At 71.1% G+C, this 18,248-nt stretch carries 18 protein-coding genes; 6 read left to right on the forward strand and 12 right to left on the reverse strand.

Translation table 11 applies throughout. From position 1 onward, the window contains the following. Positions 1 to 96: 96 nt before the first annotated feature. Positions 97 to 462, reverse strand: coding sequence for a hypothetical protein (locus IA22_RS0126685; RefSeq protein ID WP_014152315.1), 366 nt, complete (start codon positions 460 to 462; stop codon positions 97 to 99). Positions 463 to 609: 147 nt separating this feature from the next. Between IA22_RS0126685 and IA22_RS0126690 the strand changes: the two genes are divergently transcribed. Genes IA22_RS0126690 through IA22_RS0126705 form a run of 4 tightly spaced genes read left to right on the forward strand, consistent with a single transcriptional unit; the run spans position 610 to position 2,437 of the window. Further along, a complete protein-coding gene (locus IA22_RS0126690; RefSeq protein ID WP_014152314.1) occupies positions 610 to 972 on the forward strand; it encodes a hypothetical protein in 363 nt (120 codons plus the stop codon). After that, positions 969 to 1,784 carry a hypothetical protein gene (locus IA22_RS0126695; RefSeq protein ID WP_030125090.1) on the forward strand — a complete coding sequence of 272 codons (816 nt, stop codon included), beginning with the start codon at positions 969 to 971 and terminating at the stop codon, positions 1,782 to 1,784. The genes IA22_RS0126690 and IA22_RS0126695 overlap by 4 nt, the downstream gene beginning before the upstream one ends. Continuing rightward, the gene (locus IA22_RS0126700) at positions 1,781 to 2,002 is read left to right on the forward strand and encodes a hypothetical protein (protein ID WP_015580172.1); all 222 of its coding nucleotides are present in this window, start codon (positions 1,781 to 1,783) and stop codon (positions 2,000 to 2,002) included. Before IA22_RS0126695 ends, IA22_RS0126700 begins: the two co-directional genes overlap by 4 nt. 39 nt (positions 2,003 to 2,041) lie before the next feature. Then, a complete protein-coding gene (locus IA22_RS0126705; protein ID WP_014152311.1) occupies positions 2,042 to 2,437 on the forward strand; it encodes a roadblock/LC7 domain-containing protein in 396 nt (131 codons plus the stop codon). Positions 2,438 to 2,683: 246 nt separating this feature from the next. Here the strand turns inward: IA22_RS0126705 and IA22_RS0126710 are convergent, their stop codons facing one another. From IA22_RS0126710 to IA22_RS0126720, 3 genes are all read right to left on the reverse strand, one after another. Further along, positions 2,684 to 3,850, reverse strand: a complete 1,167-nt coding sequence (locus IA22_RS0126710; protein WP_030125091.1) for an adenylate/guanylate cyclase domain-containing protein — start codon at positions 3,848 to 3,850, stop codon at positions 2,684 to 2,686. Next, the gene (locus IA22_RS0126715; RefSeq protein ID WP_015580174.1) at positions 3,847 to 4,296 is read right to left on the reverse strand and encodes a universal stress protein; all 450 of its coding nucleotides are present in this window, start codon (positions 4,294 to 4,296) and stop codon (positions 3,847 to 3,849) included. Before IA22_RS0126715 ends, IA22_RS0126710 begins: the two co-directional genes overlap by 4 nt. A gap of 168 nt (positions 4,297 to 4,464) precedes the next feature. Next, positions 4,465 to 5,526 carry a sulfotransferase family protein gene (locus IA22_RS0126720; protein WP_014152308.1) on the reverse strand — a complete coding sequence of 354 codons (1,062 nt, stop codon included), beginning with the start codon at positions 5,524 to 5,526 and terminating at the stop codon, positions 4,465 to 4,467. Between the two features lie 201 nt (positions 5,527 to 5,727). Here IA22_RS0126720 and IA22_RS0126725 point away from each other — a divergent pair, with 201 nt between their 5' ends. Then, on the forward strand, positions 5,728 to 6,519 hold the full coding sequence (locus tag IA22_RS0126725) for an enoyl-CoA hydratase/isomerase family protein (RefSeq protein WP_014152307.1): 792 nt from the start codon (positions 5,728 to 5,730) through the stop codon (positions 6,517 to 6,519). A 28-nt stretch (positions 6,520 to 6,547) separates the two neighbouring features. Here IA22_RS0126725 and IA22_RS0126730 read toward each other — a convergent pair whose 3' ends face one another. Beyond that, entirely contained in the window at positions 6,548 to 7,510 is a 963-nt protein-coding gene (locus tag IA22_RS0126730; protein ID WP_245229604.1) for a GNAT family N-acetyltransferase, read from the reverse strand. A 50-nt stretch (positions 7,511 to 7,560) separates the two neighbouring features. After that, the gene (locus tag IA22_RS0126735; protein WP_234318769.1) at positions 7,561 to 8,334 is read right to left on the reverse strand and encodes a phytanoyl-CoA dioxygenase family protein; all 774 of its coding nucleotides are present in this window, start codon (positions 8,332 to 8,334) and stop codon (positions 7,561 to 7,563) included. 249 nt (positions 8,335 to 8,583) lie between these two features. Here IA22_RS0126735 and IA22_RS0126740 point away from each other — a divergent pair, with 249 nt between their 5' ends. Continuing rightward, a complete protein-coding gene (locus tag IA22_RS0126740; RefSeq protein ID WP_037815530.1) occupies positions 8,584 to 9,273 on the forward strand; it encodes an HAD family hydrolase in 690 nt (229 codons plus the stop codon). Here the strand turns inward: IA22_RS0126740 and IA22_RS0126745 are convergent. The 6 genes from IA22_RS0126745 to IA22_RS0126770 form a co-directional block, all read right to left on the reverse strand. Next, entirely contained in the window at positions 9,248 to 10,630 is a 1,383-nt protein-coding gene (locus IA22_RS0126745) for a LysR family transcriptional regulator (protein ID WP_014152303.1), read from the reverse strand. The genes IA22_RS0126740 and IA22_RS0126745 overlap by 26 nt on opposite strands. Before the next feature lie 110 nt (positions 10,631 to 10,740). Then, positions 10,741 to 12,207 (reverse strand): MFS transporter, encoded by a 1,467-nt coding sequence (locus IA22_RS0126750; protein WP_014152302.1) that lies wholly within the window; start codon positions 12,205 to 12,207, stop codon positions 10,741 to 10,743. Continuing rightward, positions 12,204 to 14,246 carry a B12-binding domain-containing radical SAM protein gene (locus IA22_RS0126755; RefSeq protein ID WP_030125093.1) on the reverse strand — a complete coding sequence of 681 codons (2,043 nt, stop codon included), beginning with the start codon at positions 14,244 to 14,246 and terminating at the stop codon, positions 12,204 to 12,206. Before IA22_RS0126755 ends, IA22_RS0126750 begins: the two co-directional genes overlap by 4 nt. An 87-nt stretch (positions 14,247 to 14,333) precedes the next feature. Further along, positions 14,334 to 15,737 carry a B12-binding domain-containing radical SAM protein gene (locus IA22_RS0126760; protein ID WP_014152300.1) on the reverse strand — a complete coding sequence of 468 codons (1,404 nt, stop codon included), beginning with the start codon at positions 15,735 to 15,737 and terminating at the stop codon, positions 14,334 to 14,336. Beyond that, complete coding sequence (locus IA22_RS0126765; protein WP_030125094.1) at positions 15,734 to 17,113, reverse strand: asparagine synthase C-terminal domain-containing protein; 1,380 nt, start codon at positions 17,111 to 17,113, stop codon at positions 15,734 to 15,736. Before IA22_RS0126765 ends, IA22_RS0126760 begins: the two co-directional genes overlap by 4 nt. A gap of 1 nt (position 17,114) precedes the next feature. Beyond that, positions 17,115 to 18,224, reverse strand: coding sequence for an AMP-binding protein (locus IA22_RS0126770; RefSeq protein ID WP_014152298.1), 1,110 nt, complete (start codon positions 18,222 to 18,224; stop codon positions 17,115 to 17,117). Positions 18,225 to 18,248 lie beyond the last annotated feature (24 nt).

Genomic DNA, 18,248 nt, shown 5'->3' on the forward strand with positions numbered 1-18,248 from the left:
CGAAGCGCAGGCGCTCCGCTTCGGCGTGGGGGCGCACCGCATCAGGAGGCTCGACGGCCGCCTCCGCGCAACACCGAGGACCGGCCGCGTGACCGGTCAGATGTCCAGGGAGGACTCGATCCGCTTCAGGCTGTGCCGGGCCAGGGCGAGGTTGCTGCGGCCGCGGTCGAGGGCGAGATAGAGGAAGAGGCTGCCGCTGCTGCTCGCGAGGGGGCGTACGAGGTGGTACTGCCGGCCGAGGGTGATGAGGATGTCCTCGATCGTGTCCTCCATGCCCAGCGTCGCCAGCGTCCGGATCTTGGCGCGGACGACCTCGGTGTTACCGGCCGCCGCCACCTCCAGGTCGAGGCCGGCTTCGCCACCCAGAGTCCCCAGTGACATGCCGCTCTCGTAGTCGACCAGGGCGACGCCCAGGGCCCCGTCGATCGCCATGGCTTCCTTGAGCGCTGTCTCCACGGTCATTGTGTTGCTCCTCGGTCACGTTCGCGCCGCGTCGACGTCATGTCATACATCGGCGTCATGTCGCAAAAACATCCAGAAGCTCTGTTTCGAGCTTGATCTTTAAACTACTGTGCTTTCTGTCCGAAAGTGAAGCCTCAGGAGGGAGGGATGGGACGAGTGTCTTCGGTTGAAGACTCTTTGGGCCACCTGCTTCAGGTGCCCGGAGTAACTGGTGTTTCCCTGGTAGACGCGGTCTCCGGGCTGTCCTACGGCGCGGCGGGCCCCCAGAACCTCGGCGTCGACGAATGCGGCCGGTTGGCCGTACTCATCGATGAACGGCTACATTCAGCCGGTGCAGAGGGAGAGTTGGAGACTGTGGTGGTGACCGGTGCCCGGCACCAGCTCGTGCTGCGCGTGCTGCCCGGCTTCGGTGATCCGCTGCTGCTGGCGGTGGCGCTGGAGCGCGAGCGCGCGAACCTGGCCCTGGTGCTGCGTCACCTCGACGTGTTCCCGGCCCGGGAGGCCGCGTGACCACCCGGGCGGAAGGGCCGCGCAACGTCTCGGCGGTGCTCCACACCCTGTACGAGCAGGAGCGGGACGCCACGGTACTCGTCGCTGGCGCACCCGGTGGTCGGATACATGTGCGGCAGGGACTCGTCGTGAGCATCGAAACCCCCGGTGCACCCGGTGCAGAATCGATACTTCTCAGGTCCGGGCGCGTAGCGGACACCGAGTGGACCGCGGTCCGGGCCGCCTGCCGTGACGAGGAGGGCCGACTGGCGGACGAACTGTCGGCCCGCGGTCTGCTGACGGCGACGGAGTTCGAAGTCCTCTGCGTTGCGGCCGTGTTCGACGCCGCCTTCGTGCTCGCCCTCGCCGCTCCCCAGGGCTGGGAGGTCACGGGGCCGGTTCCGGTGCCGGTCAGCGGTCCAGGGCTCACCCCTCGGCGGATCGCCGCGGAGACCACCCGTCGCCTGGCCGCCCTGAACGGCCAGTGGATGCCGGCGAGCGCTCTCGCCGCCCTGCGGGTCCAGCCCGCCGAACCCGTCCCGTCCCTGCTCCCGTCCCGGTACGTGACGCTGCTGCGAGCCGCCAACGACCGGCGCACACCCCGGGATCTGGCCTTCGCCCTGGGGCGCGGAACGTACGCGGTCATGCTCGACCTCGCCCGGTTGCACACCCTCGGACTCCTCCAGGAGACCGCGCCCGTGACGGACGCCCGTCCGAGCACGGCACCGCGCGTCCCGGCGTCCGGCACCCGGAGTCCGGAGCCCGCCCCGGTGGTCACCCTGCCCCGGCGCACTCCCGGAGCCCACCAGCTGGGCGGGGCGGACCGGTCGTGAACGCGCGCCGCCGGACACGGGCCAAGGCCCGCAACCTGCTGCTGGCGCGGCGTCTCCGGAGCCACCGCCGGAACCGGCCGCCCCCGCCGCTGCCGGTGCGCCGCCCCGGCAGCCCCAGCACCCTGCCCCGCCCCCCGGACGGCCTCGACGCCCACCGGCCCGACATCGGCCTCCTACGCCGCGTGTACACCCGCCTGATCGACAGCCCGGAGCCCTGACCCTCCCCGGGCGCACCCTTCCCTCACACCAGGAGCTACATGTCCGGCACCTCGCACCCCGGCCCTCTCGTCGAGATCATGACCGCTCTGCGGGAACGGGTCATGGGGGTGCACGATCTCGTCCTGTCGACCGGCGACGGCCTTCTGGTCGCCGCGGACGCCGCGACCGTGCACCCCGAATCCATCGCGGCGCTCTCCGCCGCCACCCTCAGCCTCGGCCAGCGGCTGGCGCACGAGGCCGAAGGTGGGACCCTGCGCGACGTCACGACCCGTTGCGCCGGACGCCATGTCCTCATCCAGGCCGTGGGCGACCGAGCCCTGCTGACCGTCCTGGGCGACGAGGGGCTGGACCTGGCCCTGCTGCACCTGCACATGCCCGCCACCGTCGACCAACTGGTGAGGATCCTCGACAAGGACGCACCCTCGGCCTCCTGACCGCCCGTGGCCCCTGGCGGGCGCACGACGACGGCCACGGCATCGGGCTGCGCCGGAACGCCTGGACGCCGCCCGCATGCGGGCGCTGCTCCGCTCGCGAGCCACCGCACCCGGCGCCGTACGCCTGCCCGCCGGGGACCACGGGACGCCGCCCGGAGGCCGACGGCCTGGATCGACCGGCCTGGATCGGCCACCGTGTGCCGGTGCCGTCGGGCGACATGACCACCGCGGGCTGTTGCGACACGTTCAACGACGGCTACGCCGCGGTGCCGACGGTTCTCCGGAGCGGGCGGACCGCAGGAGAACGGGGCGCAGCCGGCTGTACCCCCGCACGGACACCGGGCGCAGGACTTTCAGGGTGTATGAGGTCGTGCCCGCCAGTTCGCCGGCGAACGCCGTGTCGACGAGCACCGTGTCGGGCCGGGCCACCGCGGTGAGTCGCGCGGCGATGTTGACCGCCGCACCGTACACGTCTCCGAAGCGACTGAGGACCGCGCCGTGGGCGAGCCCTGTCCGCAGGTGCGGTACATCCCGGTCGCTCTCGGCCCGGGCGGTCACTTCCAACGCGATACCGGCGGCCGCGGACGCCGACTCGCACACGAAGAACACCTCGTCGCCGATCGTCTTCACCACCCTGCCCCGTCCCTCGGCGACCACATCGCCGACCACGCTCTCGAACCGGTCCAGGACACGGGCGAGTTCGGCACTGTCCAGCCCCCGGGTCATCCGCGTGTAGGCCACCATGTCGGTGAAGCCCACCGCCAGGTGGCGTATCTCGGCGCCGCCGTGAGGAGGCCCGGTCTCGCCGCCCACGGGAGACGTCGCCCCGACGCCTCGATCCTGCGCCCCCTCCACCGTGTCCGCCGCGCTCTCTCGTGCGGACCGCGTGAGGATGTCCGCACCGTCCGCGGCGAGCATCCGCCCGGCGTGGGCCGCCAGATGCCGGCGCCACACGTGCCGTTGCAGCGACTCCATCTCGGGCAGGAGCTGAGCGGCGTGCTCCGTCAGTGCCGCTCCGGCTCCGCTGTCACCTTCGCCCGAGTCGTGGCTGAGCCAGGTCCACAGAGTCTGCATCTGCCATTCGGCCAGCCGGGAGAGATGGTGCCCCAGGGCGCGGGCCATCCCCGTCGCGCTCTCCTCGGTGATGAGCCCCGCCTCGACGAGCCGCTCGCCCGAACGCAGCGCGTCGACATCGGCGTCGGTGAACACCCTCGCGTCGTCATCGGCGACCGGAAACCCGAGCGCCCGCCAGATCTGTGCCGAGCGCTCAGGTGCCACCCCGGAACGCTCGGCGATGTCCCGTCGCGTCCAGAGACGGCGGCCGTCGAGCAGCATCTCCTCGATGGCCTGGTGTAGTTCGTCGCTTCCTGCCGAACCGTCCACCGCCTCCCGCCCCGACCCCGGCACGCTCATGTGGTGTGCACGATCAGCACGTCGAGACCGGCCTTCCTCGCGATGTCCGCAGGCACCGAGCCGAGGAGCCGTCCGGCGAGCGAGCGCAGGCCGCGGTTCCCGACGACGATCAGATCCGCCGCGTACTCCTGAGCGATGCGCTCCAGGGCCGCGACGGGTCTGTCCTCCACGGCGACCGATCGAGCGTCCTCCAGGCCCTCGTCCCGGGCTCTGTCTCTCGCCACGCGCAGGGTGTCCTCGGCCGGCGCCGACCCCACCACCTGGTACGCCTCGGCTCCCAACTGGTCCTTCGCCACGTCCAGGTCCGGCCCACGCATCGGGGAGTACGCGCACGCGATCACAAGCTCGGCCCGACAGGCGACAGCGAGGCGTGCCGCACTCGCGACCGCCGCGAACGACGACTCCGATCCATCGGTGCCGACCAGGACGGTCCGGTAGGAAGCCAAGGCCATTCTCCTTACTGGGAAGTAAACTTACTTCAAAGTAAGGTAAGGCGTGGCCGTCACGGCGGGCAAGACGGCGTGCGGCGGGGCCCCGTGAGCGACGAGCGCGTGAGCTCCGGCTGACCACGGCCGCGGGCGTCACGCCGGTCGGCGGTGCGCCGAGGACCGGCGTCAGCGGGCGGCCGCCGCCGTCCCGTCGAGGAGTCCGGTGAGACGCCGGGTGCCGGGCACACAGGCCAGACGTAGCTCCTCCGCCTGCCCGGCGGAGAGCCGCGACGCGGCACCGGCCCGCTTCCGGTCGACCTTTCCCGCGACCCGCGCGGCCCACACCTCCGGCTCGGCGAGACCGGCGAAGTGTCCGAACGTGGTCAGTTGAGGCTCCGGATCGGTCATCACGGCGTCGTAGGAGAGATGCAGCAACCGCTCCGCCGGCAGGCCGGCGAGGTGCCGGAGTGCTCCCGTCGCACGCGACCACATGTCACCGAACCGGACCAGGGGGATGTCGGTCCCGGCGAGTGCCGCGGCGTCCAGGCTGTAGGGGGCGAACGGGCGCAGCCGGGCCGGGAGCAGTTCCGTGTGCCGAGGATCCGGGTTCCGGTACGGGTCCACCCCCAGTTCCGCGCGCATGTCTCCGATCATGACCCCCAGCCGGAACAAGGGATGTCGGCTCATCGACATCGCGGAGTCCGGCCCGTCCCGGTACATGTGGACGAACCGTGCCGCCGGGAACTGTGTCAGCAGCTCCGGAAGGAACCGCAACGACGCTCCGGAACGCTCGACGACGACATCCCGGCCGGACGAGAACGCCCACCAGGAGAAGAGCCGAAGGTACTGATGTGAAACCGGTGCCGGAGGCCATGAGATCACTTCGGCCCGTATTCGGTCGTACAGCCCGTCCGGGTCTCCGGTGAGGGGCGGAAGAGTCATCAGGCTGATGGCGGGCACCTCTCCGGCCGCATAACGTCCCGAGCCGATCGGATACCGGTATTCCGGCACCGTCACCCCATGCGTCATGAGTACGTTCGGTTTGAGGCGCGGGGTTCCAAGAAGTTTCCAGAAGGCCGGGCCGTCCAGTGTGCCGACAGGGAAGACACCCGGATCGAGACAGGCGAAGAACTCGCTCAGACTGAGAGCTCCGGGGTGCTCGTTCACCAGGTCGGACAGCATGGTCGACCCGCAGCGTCCCGTACCCAGCACAATGGTCAGCGGCACCTGTCGGTCTTTTTCACGCATTCCTTCGAATCCTCTTCCGTCGCTCTCCGCCGACTCTCGCGATTCCCCGCGGGAGGGGGTCGTAAGGTGTTTCCGTCAGGAATGTCCGAGTGATGTGACCGTTGGTCGGAACGGCCATTGACCCGGCCTGCGCAACGCGCCTAGTGTGCGTCGGCGACCGGGTTCCGAAGATAATCCGAACGAGCGAGAAAGAGGTCGCCGATGTCGGTTCCGATCCAGCCTTCTCAGAAAAATCAGAAATCCGTCGGATGCTCGCACGTCGGAGACGGAGTTGTTCTCGTGGAGTTTTCCGGGGCTCACGAACAGAATCCGTTCAGTCGTGCCCGGATGCAGGAACTGACCGCGCTGATGCACGACCTCGACCAGGACGCCTCCGTCCGGTCCGTCGTCCTCCACGGCGGGTCCGGCCGTTCCTTCGGCGTGGGCGGTGACTTCAACGAGGTCTCCGCGTTCACCGGAGGGGACGAGGTGAGCGACTGGATCGACGACATCACCGACCTCTACACGGCGATCGCCGGCATCTCCAAGCCGGTGGTGGCCGCCATCGACGGCTACGCCATCGGTATCGGCCTGCAGATCGCCCTCTGCTGCGACTACCGCGTGGCCGCGGACACCGCCCGGCTGGTGATGCCGGAGCTCCGGGTCGGCATCGCCTGCAACTTCGGCGGCTTCATGCTGCGTTACACCGTCGGCACCTCCGTCATGCAGCGCATGCTCTTCACCTGCGAGGAGTGGCCGGCCGACCGGGCGCTCGAGGACGGTCTGCTCCACGAGGTGCGCCCCTCCGAGGACGTACTGGACCGTGCCCTGGAACTGGCCCGTACCATCGCCGGTTACACCCCGGCCGCGGTGCAGGGGACCCGGCCCCGGGTGAACGCGCCGTTCGTGGAGGGACTGGAACGCGTACGGACCGAGGCCAAGGAGTCGCACCGCAGGGCGTTCAGCGCGGGCGAGGCCCAGGCACGCATGCGTCGCATCATCGGAAAGGACTGAACCGGGCGGGGCCGGTCCGGAGGCACCCTCAGTCATGTCCGCCGCGCGGCAGGGTGACGGTGCGCCGGACGTCGTCCCAGCGGGACTCCACCCGCCAGCCGAGCCGCCGGTACAGGGCGCGTGCCCGGACGTTCTCACGGTCCACGGTGAGGACCATTCCGGTCCTGCCCCGGCGTCGTGCCTCGTCCAGCGCCCAGCCCAGCAGCACAGCGCCGAGCCCCCTGCCGCGCACGGACGGATCGATGCCGAGCTGCCGCACGTAGGCCACGCCACGGCTCTCCAGCATCCGGTCGGTGACGTTCACGAACCCCACGACGTCGCCGTCGAGTTCGAGCAGCGCGCACTGCTCGGGGGCGACCCCCGGGTCGGACCGGTACCACCGTGACCAGGCGTCGAAGGAGTCCTCCTCCTTGCCGGCCTCCTCGGCGGCGTACGCCTGGTTCTTCGCGCGGTGGAAGGCACGCAGGTCCGCCTCCTCGCGCAGCGGCCGGACCACCGCTCCGGGGACGGCCGGTACGGGCACAGGCGTGCCGTCCAGTGCGACCGACATCCGGTCGTAGCCCCGGGGCGAACCGAAGCCGTGATCCCGCAGCGCCGCACGGGTGGTGTGCTCGCCCTCCGAGGTGAAGCAGGACAGCGACGCGCGCTCCGAGCCGTCCGGCGCGCCGAGTCCTTCGCGGCAGCGGGCGACGGCGAAGTCGAGCAGCCCTCGCCCGTCCGCCCCGGTGGCACGCGGTCCCAGCACCAGTTCGACGACCCAGCCGGCCACCCCCGAGGTGCGGCCGGCCCAGGCCGCACCGGTCACCTCGCCACCGGACCCCAGGCACAGCCTGGCGTCACGCGCGGGGTCCACACCCGGGGCCGTGAGCCGCCCCGCGATCCACCGGTGTGTCGTCTCCTCATGGCCCAGGGCCGCCAGGTCCCGTGCGCGGGCGAGTTCCCAGACGATGCCCGTGTGGACCGCGGGGTCGAGCGGGCGCAGCTCGGGCATCCGGTGTACCCGTGAGGCCGTGCCGAGGGATTCTCCGGGGGCCGCAGCCGTCACCGCCCGGCTCCCGTGGTGCCGGGGCGGCGTGGCAGCGAGTAGACGTAACTGACGGCACGCCGCTGGTCCTCGGTGACGTTGGCGGAGGAGGTGTGCGCGGTGAACGCACTGAAGATCACGGCCGAACCGGGGCGCCTGGGGAGGGTGACCGGAGTCAGCTCGGGCCACAGCGTCTCGATGTCCAGGGACGGTTCGTGCGGGGAGGCGAAGAGGTCCTCACGGTTGATGCCGCGAGGCTCCTGCAGGACGCTCCCGCGGTGCGATCCCGGCAGGAAGCGGAGACAGCCGTTGTCCTCGCGGGCGTCGTCCACGGCGATCCAGATGGTGAAGACGTCCTCGTAGGCCTCGTAGAACTCCTCCTTGAGGAAGAGCGCGTCCTGGTGCCAGGGCTTCTCCGAACCGACCTCCGACGGCTTGGCCCACAGGTAGCTGTTGTAGAAGTCGCCGCGCAGACCGTGCAGCGGCTCGACCAGGTTCTCGTTCAGGCCGAGCAGTCCGGGCACCTTGGCGATCTCCGGGGAGTGTTCATGGGCATAACCCACCACCCGTACCTTGCCCGGAATTCCTTCCCTGCCCGTCGCGCGGGCCGCCCAGCCGCCGCCGTCCCCCTCGGCCTCCAGCTGCCAGCCCTGACTGCTGTGGCGCATCTGCCGGGTCCGGCCGATCAGGTCGTCGCAGCCGCGGCGCATGACCTCCAGGACCGATTCGGGGACGAGATCGTCGAGCGGGGCGAACCCGTTCTCGTCCAGTTCGCGGACAATGTCTTCCACCGGCCGACCGAGCCGCATCCGTGCCACCTCCGGTACGTGTGAGCCTGCTGCCGCACGATGCCGTACCGGTCGACTATGTGCCGCTCCTCCGGACCACGGCAACGCATCCCCGGGGACGGATCGGCACACGCCTCAAAAGGCATAGGACGGATGGGGCGGTGCGGGCTGCGTCCGCCGGGAGGGACGGGCACCCTGGAGCGGTACCCGCGGGGGCCGGCCGGCCCGTCGTTCGCAGGCGAGGGGGAGAGCGTGGCCGAGATATCGGGGATCGTCGTCGACTGGGGCGGTGTCGTCACCCGGTCCTTCGCCGAGGGCATCGCCGTGTGGGCCGCCGACGAGGGGGTGGACGCCGCGGAGTTCCACGCCGCGCTGGGGCGGCTCCTCGGACCGGCGGCTGTCCCCGGTCCCGTGGCGCGGCAGTTCCACCTGGTGGAGCGGGGCGAGCTGCCGGTGTCCGAGTTCGAGGGGACGCTTGCCGCTCTGGTCCGGCGTTCCGACGGCTCGCACCCCGTCACGGAGGGCCTGGTGGAGCGGATGTTCGCGCCGTTCACCGACGAGCCGGCCATGGTCGGCCTGCTGCGTGCCCTGCGCGACGCGGGGCTGAAGGTCGCCCTGCTGTCCAACTCCTGGGGCCACACCTACGACCGGCGTGGCTGGGAGGGGCTGTTCGACACCGTGGTGATCTCGTGCGAGGTGGGGCTGCGCAAGCCGGAACCGGAGATCTTCCGGCACACGGCCCGGCTGCTGGACCGTCGGCTCGAGGAATGCGTCATGGTGGACGACCTCGGACGGAACGTCCGTGCCGCCCGGGAGCTCGGAATGGCCGGTGTCCACCACCGGACGGCGCGGGAGACGGCCCGGGCCCTGATTCCCCTGCTGCCGCCGGCCGGGCGCCAGGCAGTCCTGGACCATCTCAGCGCGGCGCCTTCCGGGGCCTGACCGGAGAGGGTACCGGTCCGGCCGCCCCCTCGGCAGGAGGCATGCCGGCAGCCGGACCGCTCTGGCGCAGGTGGTTCGCCAGGGCGTCGAGCCGGTGCTCGGCCGGGCCCGTGCACGCCAGCAGCCGACGCGCGGTGGCCGACAGCGAGGTCCCGCGGGCCGTGCTGTGCACCAGCGGCAGGCCGCAACTCGCTTCGAGACGGCGGATACGCCGGGTCAGCGCGGGCTGGGTGACCAGCAGTGCCGACGCCGCCTGATTGAGACTGCCGGTCCGGCCGATCACCCGGAGCAGGTGCAGGTGCTCGGGTTCGAAGCCGCCGCAGCGGCCCGGCGAGGACCAGTGCAACTCGGACAGCAGGACCGGCGGGGGCACCGCGCACCCGGCGTCGGCGGGATCGGCGGGAGTCCCGCGGTCCGGGTCCTGCTGAGTGACAGCCGGGACGGAGCCGTGCGCCGTCGTCCGCAGTACGTACCGCCGCCGCAGCGAGGCACACAGGTCCTCGGCGAGCGGTTCCGGTATCGCCAGCGGGTCGACCGCGAGCCGTAGCCGTCGGACGAACTTCTGCCGCAGCGGGCGCAGCACGACACCCCGTGCGGGGCTTCCGCCGAGTGACGAGGGGGACACCAGCGCGATGCCGTAACCACGGCGCACCAGGTCGAGGGCCGCTCCCTGCGAACGTACGGTGAAACTGACCGACGGGACCGGAGTGAGCCTGGAGAGTGCCCACCCCTGGTCGTCACCGGAGTCGCCCCCCACCACGGCCACCCAGTCCGCGCCGGTGAGTCCGCGCAGGTCGAGGATCCCCTGCTCGGCGAGGGGGTGTCCGGACGGCAGCGCGATCTGCTGGGGCTCCTCGGCAATGGTCCGGATCAGGACGTCGCCGCGACGCGCCATGGGTCTGCGCGCCGTCTCCCACCCGAGGGCCGCGTCGGCGGCGTACCGCTCGAAGCGCTGCCAGATCCGATGGCTGTCGTCCGGCACGATGTCGAACACCACGTCGGGGAACCGGCCGGCCAGATGTCCGTCGAGGCCGTACGCCCACTCCGACCCCACGGCGAACTCCACCACGGGCAGCCGACTCGCCGCGCCGGCACCGTGGTGGGTGGTGGCTATCGCGAAGTCGATCGAGGCCAGCAGCCGCCGTCCTACGTGCAGGAGGGCGTGCCCTGCCTCGGTGGGTTCGGTACCGGTCGCACCACGGCTCACCAGTGCGGTGCGCAGCCGGCGTTCGAGTTTGACGAGGCGACGGCTGGCGGACGACTGGGTCATCCAGCCGTCCCGCTCGACCGCGTGCAGACTCCCGTGGTCCACCACCGCCTGCAGCAGCACCACGTCCGAACGGCGAAGGTCGAACATCCGGCTCTCCTCACTGCCACGGCCGGGGCGCGCGCCGTGACGGGGCCTGCCCATCGATTCCGGTGGAACCTGCCCACGGTAGATCGGCGGCACCCCGCGGAACCCGGCCTTCAGGTGGTTGGCCGAATCGGGCGGGAGGTGTGGCCGGGCGGTACCGGAACATCCTGACGGGGCGCCGGTGACCGCGGGAAGGCAACGGCCGCGCCCACCGCGACGAGAGCCAGGACGGCCGAACCGGTGAACAGCGCGTGATAGGCGGTGGCCGAGGGGTGCGAGGACGCGCCGCCCGCGACCGCCAGCACCATGGAACTGACCTGCACTCCGAAGGCTCCGCCGAGGTTGCGCAGCACGCCGTTCAGGCCGACCGTCACCGCGGTCGCCCCGGTCGGTGACGCCTGCACCAGCAGTTCCGCCATGGCCCCGCCCAAGAGGCCGGTGGCCAGGCCGTTCAGGGCCGTGCCGAGAGCCAGGCCCCCGGCTCCGGACGGCAGGACGGCGAACACGACGGCGCCGGCGGCGAAGAGAGCCGTGCTCGTCCCCATCACCGCGCGGGCGGTCAGCCTCCCCGACTCCCGCAGCCAGCCGGACAGCAGCCCGCCGGACAGCGCGCCGAGCTGCATGGGCAGCATGACCAGGGTCAGGACGGCACCGCCCGCGCCGAGGCCGTACCCCGTGTCGCGGGGAGCGGCCACCAGAGCGGGGGCGAGCACGCCGATCTGGAACATCACCAGCCCGGTCAGCAGGCTGACCAGGTTCAGGCAGAGGAGGGGCCGGCGGGACATGAGGCGCATGTCCAGCACCGGCTCCGGGGACCTGCGCTCCACCCGGAGCAGGAGGGCACAGCCCGCCGCAGCGGCCGCCAGCAGAGCAGCGCCGGTCACCGAGCCGAGCCCCTCCTGGCCGTAACGGGTCAGTGCCAGCAGCAGGCAGGTGCTGACGGTACCGAGGAGCAGCAGCCCGGGGATGTCGATGCGGGTGGCGGGCCGGCGCGGCGTCTCGGGCAGCACGGAGGCGCCCGCCACCAGCAGGACCACCGCGAGGAGCGCGGCCGCCGCGAACAGCCAGCGCACCGCCGGGAGACCGCCGCCGAACATGCCCGCCAGCACGATGCCGACCCCGCCCCCGGTTCCGAAGGAGGCGGAGAGCAGCCCCGACGGACCGGACAGCGACCTCTGGGGGAATCCCTCCCGCAGCAGGCCGACGCACAGAGGGAAGAGGCCGCCGGCCACGCCCTGCACCAGGCGCGCGACGAGCAGCACGGTGAAGGACCCGGTGAGCGCCGACACCACGGATGCCACCGCGACCACGGCCAGGACGCAGAGCATCACCGCGCGCCTGCCGTACAGGTCGCCGAACCGGCTCACGACAGGGGTGGCGACACAGCCGACGAGCAGGTGTCCCGTGACCACCCAGGCGGCCTCCGAGCCGGACACACCGAAGGCTTCCTGGATCTGCGGCAGCAGGGTCGCGACACCGAGCTGGAGCAGTGCGAACAGACCACAGGCCCCGGCGAGCACGGCCAGCGCCGCGCGGTGGGGCGGGGCGGCGGAACCCGCGGCGCCGGGACCCGCGGTCACAGCTGCTCGCTGAACGCGGGTTCCGCCAGGGGAGTCACCTCGGCAGACTCGATACGGTGCCGGTAGTGGCCGATCCGCGAGACCGGATAACTCGGCCCGATCGCCGCAAGAGCGAACGCCTTCAGGTCACCCGGAGCCGGGCGGAAGCGGCCGTTCGCACCGAACTGCTGATCCGTGTACTCCACCCGTACCCGCTGTGTGCGCAGCGGGCCGCCGCCGAAGTAGCCGGGCCAGTCGTGGTCGTACTCGGCGGTCTTGCCGTGCTGCGCGTCGTAGTCCGGGCGCAGCATGACGTCACGCTGGAAGCGCAGGACGTCGCGCAGCCGCGCGTCCTGGTCGGGGTCGAGTCCCAGGGTGCGGAGGTAGTCGACCAGTTCGTCGTGGAAACGGTCGAACTCCGTGGCCACCCGCAGCCAACCCCAGTTGTCGATCGTCCAGCCCCGTCGTCTGCCGTAGGGGGCGAGATGGGTGGCCAGGTCGGGCTGGCTGGCGACCAGGTTGGCCAACGGCAGGGTCGGGATGTCGATGTAGTCCTGGTACAGGCTGCGCATGCGCAGGTAGAGGGAGCCGATGAAGCTCGTGGGCCTGTCCGTGAAGTGGTTCTGCAGCCCCTCGTAGAAGGCCGTGTAGCCGATCCCGTGCTCCTGGCGGAGGTAGACCGACAGGTAGCGGGTGTAACAGCCGTTGTGCAGGAACTGCACCGCCTGCACGAAGGCGAAGGACTCGACCCATTCGTCGCGGGGCATGGCGCTGGTCTCCATCACCATGTCCATCGTCTCGGCCTCGTCGTCCGGGGTGCCGGGACGTTCGACGTAGAGGCGTTTGGGGACCGTACGAAGGCCGTAGCCGGCGATCTTCTCCGGGGTGTTGATCGGCGCGTTGGGCAGGATGCCGAATTCGTAGACCCGGATGTCCTCGTGGTTGCCGGCCTCCAGCAGGGAGCCGATGCCTTCGCGGAAGGTGCGGGCGGTCTCCAGGGGAAGCCCCAGGATCAGCTCGGTGTAGGTGTGGATGTTCTCGACGGCGTACCGCTGCTGCAGCTTGCGGTAGTTGTCGAGGCCGATGTTCTTGCGGTCGATCGCCTCCAGGACGTCCATGTCGGTGCTCTGCATGGACAGCGTGGTCCCCATCAGCAGATCGGCGTCGTGCCAGGCCTTGCTGATGTCGAAGACCCGGTCGTTGGAGTTCTTGGCGAAGTTGACCCGGATCTGTTTCGGCGACCCCGCCTCCGTACGTGCCTCCGCCAGCGCGTGCGCGATCTCCAGGTCGCGCGGCATGATGCCGAAGTTGGCGTCGCAGATGAACAGGTCCTCCACGTCGTTGCGGGCGAACCACTCGATCTCGTGCTGGACGCGCTCCTCCTCGAACATCCGAAGAGCGCTCATCGTCGCCGACCCCCAGTCGCAGAACGCGCAGGAGTACGGGCAGCCACGATTGGTCTCCCACAGCGCGTAGAAACGCAGCCCGCGCTCCCGGCAGGTCTTCACGGCCCCGTCCATCACCCCGTTCAGGTAGGGACTGGGGGTCTCGATACGCCGTGGCAGCCGCTTGGCGGGCGGGCCGGCGACCGGGGTGTTCCGCTCGTTCACCGTGACACCGGGCACGCCGGTGTAGACGGGAGCGTCCTGGAGCCGCGCGGACAGCAGCTCCCGGAAGGCCACCTCTCCTTCGCCGTGGGCCAGTACGTCGACGTAGGGGTGCTGCGTGAAGAAGTCGCCCACCCGGTCGGGCACGTGCGGCCCGCCGGCCACCACGAGCATGTCCGGATAGCGCTCCTTGAGGATCTTCGCCACCTTCATCTGGCGGCGGAAGTTCCACACGTAGCAGGACAGGGCGAGGACGTCCGGCTCTGTGATGCCGTCCGCCATCTCCTGCACGGGGGCGACGAGGAACAGCGGCTCCTGGAAGTCGTAGGACGCCGCGATGCGCTCGTCCTGTTCCGCGTACGTGCGCAGCAGGCCGGCGACCAGAGGGAGGAAGGGCACCGCGTTGAGGCCGATGAAGTACACCTTGCGGCGGCGGGAGGATTCGGTGGACATGCTCGGGTCACGGCTCCTCGGGGTCGGATCTGCTCGGCTGCGGTACGGCACCGGCGTGCCGGGGTCGGTCGGGGGAGGAGAGCGGTGTCATCCGGTGCTCGGGACACGCTCCGGCTCCCGGTCGCGGCCCGGTCCGGCGGCGAGGCGGATGCCGCTGAGCATCTCGTCGAAGGCGCTGTTGTCGGAGTAGTAGAAGACGGACGGATCCTGGCCGGAGGCCACCCCCGGGGCGGGGCGGGCGCTCGCTCCCGCCAGCAGGTCGGCCAGCCGGTGGTAGAAGTCCTCCAGCGGCAGCTTCGTCGGGAACAGCGAGTGGTAGCAGTCGAAGAGTTCGGGGTCGTCGCTGATGTGCTGGTCCCGGCTCTCGTCGTAGAGGTCCGTGCCCGGAAGCGGGGTCAGCACGGAGAAGCTCGGCATGTCGACCTGCAGCTCCTCGATCGTCCTGCCCAGCCGTGCGAAGTCCTCGCCGACCCAGTTGGGCTGGACGATGAAATTCGCCCGCACCTTCACCTGGTTGGTGTGGAAGAGGTCGAGGGCCCGCCGGGTCTGGTCGGCGTCGGTCCCCTTGCGGTAGCCGGACAGTTCGTCGTCGGTCATCGACTCGGCCCCGACCAGTACCGAGTCCAGGCCGATCTCGGCCCAGCGGGCGATGACGTCGGGCCGGCGCAACGCGGTGTCGGTGCGGATGTACATGTGGAACCGCTTGCGGAAGCCGGCCTTGTCGATGGCGTCGGCGAGTTCCAGCATGCGCGCCGGCTGGATGAACGCCTCGTCGTCCACCACGTAGAGGTTCTGGCCCTCGATGTCGTCGATCTCGGCGAGGACCCGGTCGATGTCCTTGACCAGATAGCGCCTGTCCGTCATCCGCCACAGCGAACAGAACTTGCAGGTGTACGGACAACCCGCGGTGAACCGGATCAGGGACACCGGCCGGTAGATCGAGTGGAAGTAGTCCTGCCGGTGGTGCGCGAGCAGCGAACGGTCCGGCATCGGCAGATCGTTGAGGGCCGCGGGGCGCGGCCGCCGGTCGCGCTCCAGGCCGGTGCGGGAGTCGTACGGCGCGAGCCCCACCCCCGTCTGCGGGGTGCGGCCCGCCTCCAGGTCGGCGGCCAGCCGGTTCAGCGGCGCGCCGCCCTCGCCCGCCACCACCCAGTCGGCGGCGAAACCGTCGAGCCACTCCGCCGAGACCGTCGGGTGGTGTCCGCCGAGCACGATCGGCACGTCCGGCCACAGGCGGCGGGCCTCACGGCTCACCTCACGGGACACCCGGACGCTGGTGGTGTAGGGGATGGCCACGCCCACCAGGTCCGGCGGTTCGTGCGTCGCCGCGTAGTCCGCCAGCGGCGCGTCCAGGCGCAGGTCGTGGATCGTCACGTCGTGATGCCCGCGCAGTGCGCCGCCGAGGTATTCGAGCGGCAACGGTTCGCAACAGCTCAGCCGGTCACTGAGCAGAGCGCGTTCGTTGCGGGGCCATATCAGCAGAACCCTCATCCCATGCCTCCCAGACGTCGGTCCTGGCCCGCCTCGCCCGGGCCGGTCCCGGGCCCTCCGCTCCGGAAGACCTCGGTGGCGATCTCGTACAGCCGCCCGGCCTGGACGGAGGGGTCGTCGCTGCCCAGAGCGGCGGCGAACATGTGGCTCATCGCGGTGCCTTCGTGGATGCCGCGCTTGGGGCGCCAGGCGACCTCGGCCGGCAGGACGTCGGCGGCGGCGCTGCGCAGCACCCACTTCGCCTCCCCGTCCCGGACCTTGAGCCGGCCGCGGATGTCCAGGGCGGCGGCCATCACCTCGCGTGTCCAGTACGGATGGCGTACGGCGGTGTGGCGGGCGTCGGCGAACGCGGGGTGGAACTCGTTGCTCCGACCGGTCGCCCTGGTCTGCGCGACGACGGCGCCCTCGACGGCGTCCTCGCCTCCGGTGCCGCCGAGTCCCGCGAACAGCAGGTCCGCTCCGTACCCGGACAGCAGCACCTGGGAGCGGTCGGTGGCGATGTGGCCCTGCAGGAAGCACGCGGGCGCGGCGATCTGCAGGGTGAGCAAGTCCCAGGTCTCCAGTGCGCGGATCATGCCGGGCAGCATCCCGGCGAGCTGCTCCGGACCGAACTGCACCTCCTCGTGCTTGGTGCCCAGCCGGTCCGCCAGCCAGGCCGCCTGGGCGAACTCGTCGCCGTACGGCGTGCCCACGGTGTACGTGCGCACCGCCGACGAGCCCGCCTCCAGCACCGCCAGCGCCGCGACCGTGGAGGAGTCCACACCGCCGCTGAGCGAGACGGCGATCTCGTCCGCACCCGCGGCCAGCCGTGCGACGGACGCGCCCAGCACCGTCCGGACGGTGCGCACCGCCTGGTCCGCGTCCGTCACCGTCGCGAGATCGGGCAGGTGCGCGACTCGGTGCACCGACACGGGGTCCTCGCCGTAGGCGTCCACGACCAGGGTCACCGCGCTGTTGGCGGGGACGGGCGTGACCCCGGCGAAGCGGCCGCCGGGCAGCAGCGACCGTTCGGCGTCACCCAGGACCACCGGGCGGCCGAGGCGCGGGAGCAGGGCACCGGCCGACGTGCCGACCAGCAGCGTCCTGCCGGCACGCGCCCAGTGCAGCGGGCAGGTCGCCCCGACGTCGCTCCACAGGGTGGCCCGGCCCTCGCGGACCAGGACGGCGCAGTAGCGGCTGTGGGCACGCTCGGTCCAGGCGGCCAGGTCGGCGAGTGACGCGTGCTGAGGCGGGTCCTCCCCGGTCAGCCGGTCGCCCTGGACCACGAGGACGTCCGTGCCGTCGCGCCGCACCAGGACGTCCATCGCCCGGCCCTCGCCGAGGAGCCCGACGTCTATGCTGCCGTCCGGACCGCTGGACAGTATGAATCCGGCCATGTCAGTAGACCCCCTCGACGCGGCGTCCCTCGGTGAACTCGGGGCTGTACGGATCTCCCACCCACGGCCATGGATAGCGTTCGGCCGCGACCCCGTAGGGACGGACCCGCCGCGCCCGGTCCCGCTCCCAGAAACCGGGCAGCAGGGCGTCGTCCGTCAGCCGCCAGACCCGCACCCGGCCCTCCTCACCGAAGGGCACGTCGTCGCCCTGTCCGTCGACGACGTCCAGGGAGACGTGCGGCTGGCACGGCACGTACACCACACGGTGCTCGTCCTCCGCCTCGAAGGGCTTCTGCCAGCTGATGCCGGTGGTCGACGTGCCGTACATGCCGACCACCGGGACACCCGGGAAGAAGTCCTCCCGCAGCTGGCGGTGCGTCTCGGGATCCAGGGTGGTCCCGGCGTGGACGATCGCCTCCACCCCGGCCAGCGCCTCGGTGCCGAGCCGTTCCGGCAGCATCTCCAGCAGCCGGGAGGTGCAGAACAGGACGCCGATGTCCTGGGACCGGGCCACTTCCGCGATCTGGGCCCAGATGTGATCCACGTAGCGGTCGTAGGCGGCGGTCATGCCCTCCTCGCCGAAGATCTTCACGATCCGCGGGTCGAGGTCGATGGAGAAGCACATCCCGCCGCGGCGCTCCGCGAAGGCGACCACCAGCCTGCCCGTCGTGTGCGGGCCCATCGGCCCCACGAACAGCCAGTTCTTCCCGCGCGGGACACCGTGCAGGTCCAGGAACTCGTCCGAGAAGGCGAGGATGTCGTCCCAGTAGCGGCTGCCCCAGGTGCCGTGCTTGGCCGGCCCCGTGGTCCCGCCGGTCTGCGCCGCCCACAGCGTGCCGCCCTCGGCGAGCACCGAGCGCGGCACGAAGTTCTCCAGCGGGGTCCGGCGCGCGGCCTCCTCGAAGTGCATCTGGTCGGAGCCGTCGAGCAGCCCGATCAGGGCGACGGCGTCGGCGAGACCGTGCACCTTCCCGAGAGCGTCGGTGCCCTGCCGCCTGTCCCGCTCCAGCCAGTACGGCGTGCCGTGCTGCGGATCGAAGTGCAGGCGGACGAGGCGGCGTACGTCCTCGTCGGTGATCGGACGGAGCCTCGACTCGCTCGGACATCGCATGACGGGTCCCTCTCCTTCGTTGCC

Origin of the sequence: Kitasatospora papulosa (assembly GCF_000717245.1) — a bacterium.
Lineage (GTDB): Bacteria > Actinomycetota > Actinomycetes > Streptomycetales > Streptomycetaceae > Streptomyces > Streptomyces papulosus.

Excerpts from the sequence above, each read along its gene's own strand:
- IA22_RS0126705 (WP_014152311.1), top strand. The coding sequence starts at position 2,042 with ATGTCCGGCACCTCGCACCCCGGCCCTCTCGTCGAGATCATGACCGCT.
- IA22_RS0126760 (WP_014152300.1), bottom strand. The coding sequence starts at position 15,737 with ATGAGGGTTCTGCTGATATGGCCCCGCAACGAACGCGCTCTGCTCAGT.
- IA22_RS0126710 (WP_030125091.1), bottom strand. The coding sequence starts at position 3,850 with ATGAGCGTGCCGGGGTCGGGGCGGGAGGCGGTGGACGGTTCGGCAGGA.
- IA22_RS0126690 (WP_014152314.1), top strand. The coding sequence starts at position 610 with ATGGGACGAGTGTCTTCGGTTGAAGACTCTTTGGGCCACCTGCTTCAG.
- IA22_RS0126685 (WP_014152315.1), bottom strand. The coding sequence starts at position 462 with ATGACCGTGGAGACAGCGCTCAAGGAAGCCATGGCGATCGACGGGGCC.
- IA22_RS0126745 (WP_014152303.1), bottom strand. The coding sequence starts at position 10,630 with ATGTTCGACCTTCGCCGTTCGGACGTGGTGCTGCTGCAGGCGGTGGTG.
- IA22_RS0126765 (WP_030125094.1), bottom strand. The coding sequence starts at position 17,113 with ATGGCCGGATTCATACTGTCCAGCGGTCCGGACGGCAGCATAGACGTC.
- IA22_RS0126770 (WP_014152298.1), bottom strand. The coding sequence starts at position 18,224 with ATGCGATGTCCGAGCGAGTCGAGGCTCCGTCCGATCACCGACGAGGAC.
- IA22_RS0126725 (WP_014152307.1), top strand. The coding sequence starts at position 5,728 with ATGTCGGTTCCGATCCAGCCTTCTCAGAAAAATCAGAAATCCGTCGGA.
- IA22_RS0126720 (WP_014152308.1), bottom strand. The coding sequence starts at position 5,526 with ATGCGTGAAAAAGACCGACAGGTGCCGCTGACCATTGTGCTGGGTACG.
- IA22_RS0126755 (WP_030125093.1), bottom strand. The coding sequence starts at position 14,246 with ATGTCCACCGAATCCTCCCGCCGCCGCAAGGTGTACTTCATCGGCCTC.
- IA22_RS0126730 (WP_245229604.1), bottom strand. The coding sequence starts at position 7,510 with ATGCCCGAGCTGCGCCCGCTCGACCCCGCGGTCCACACGGGCATCGTC.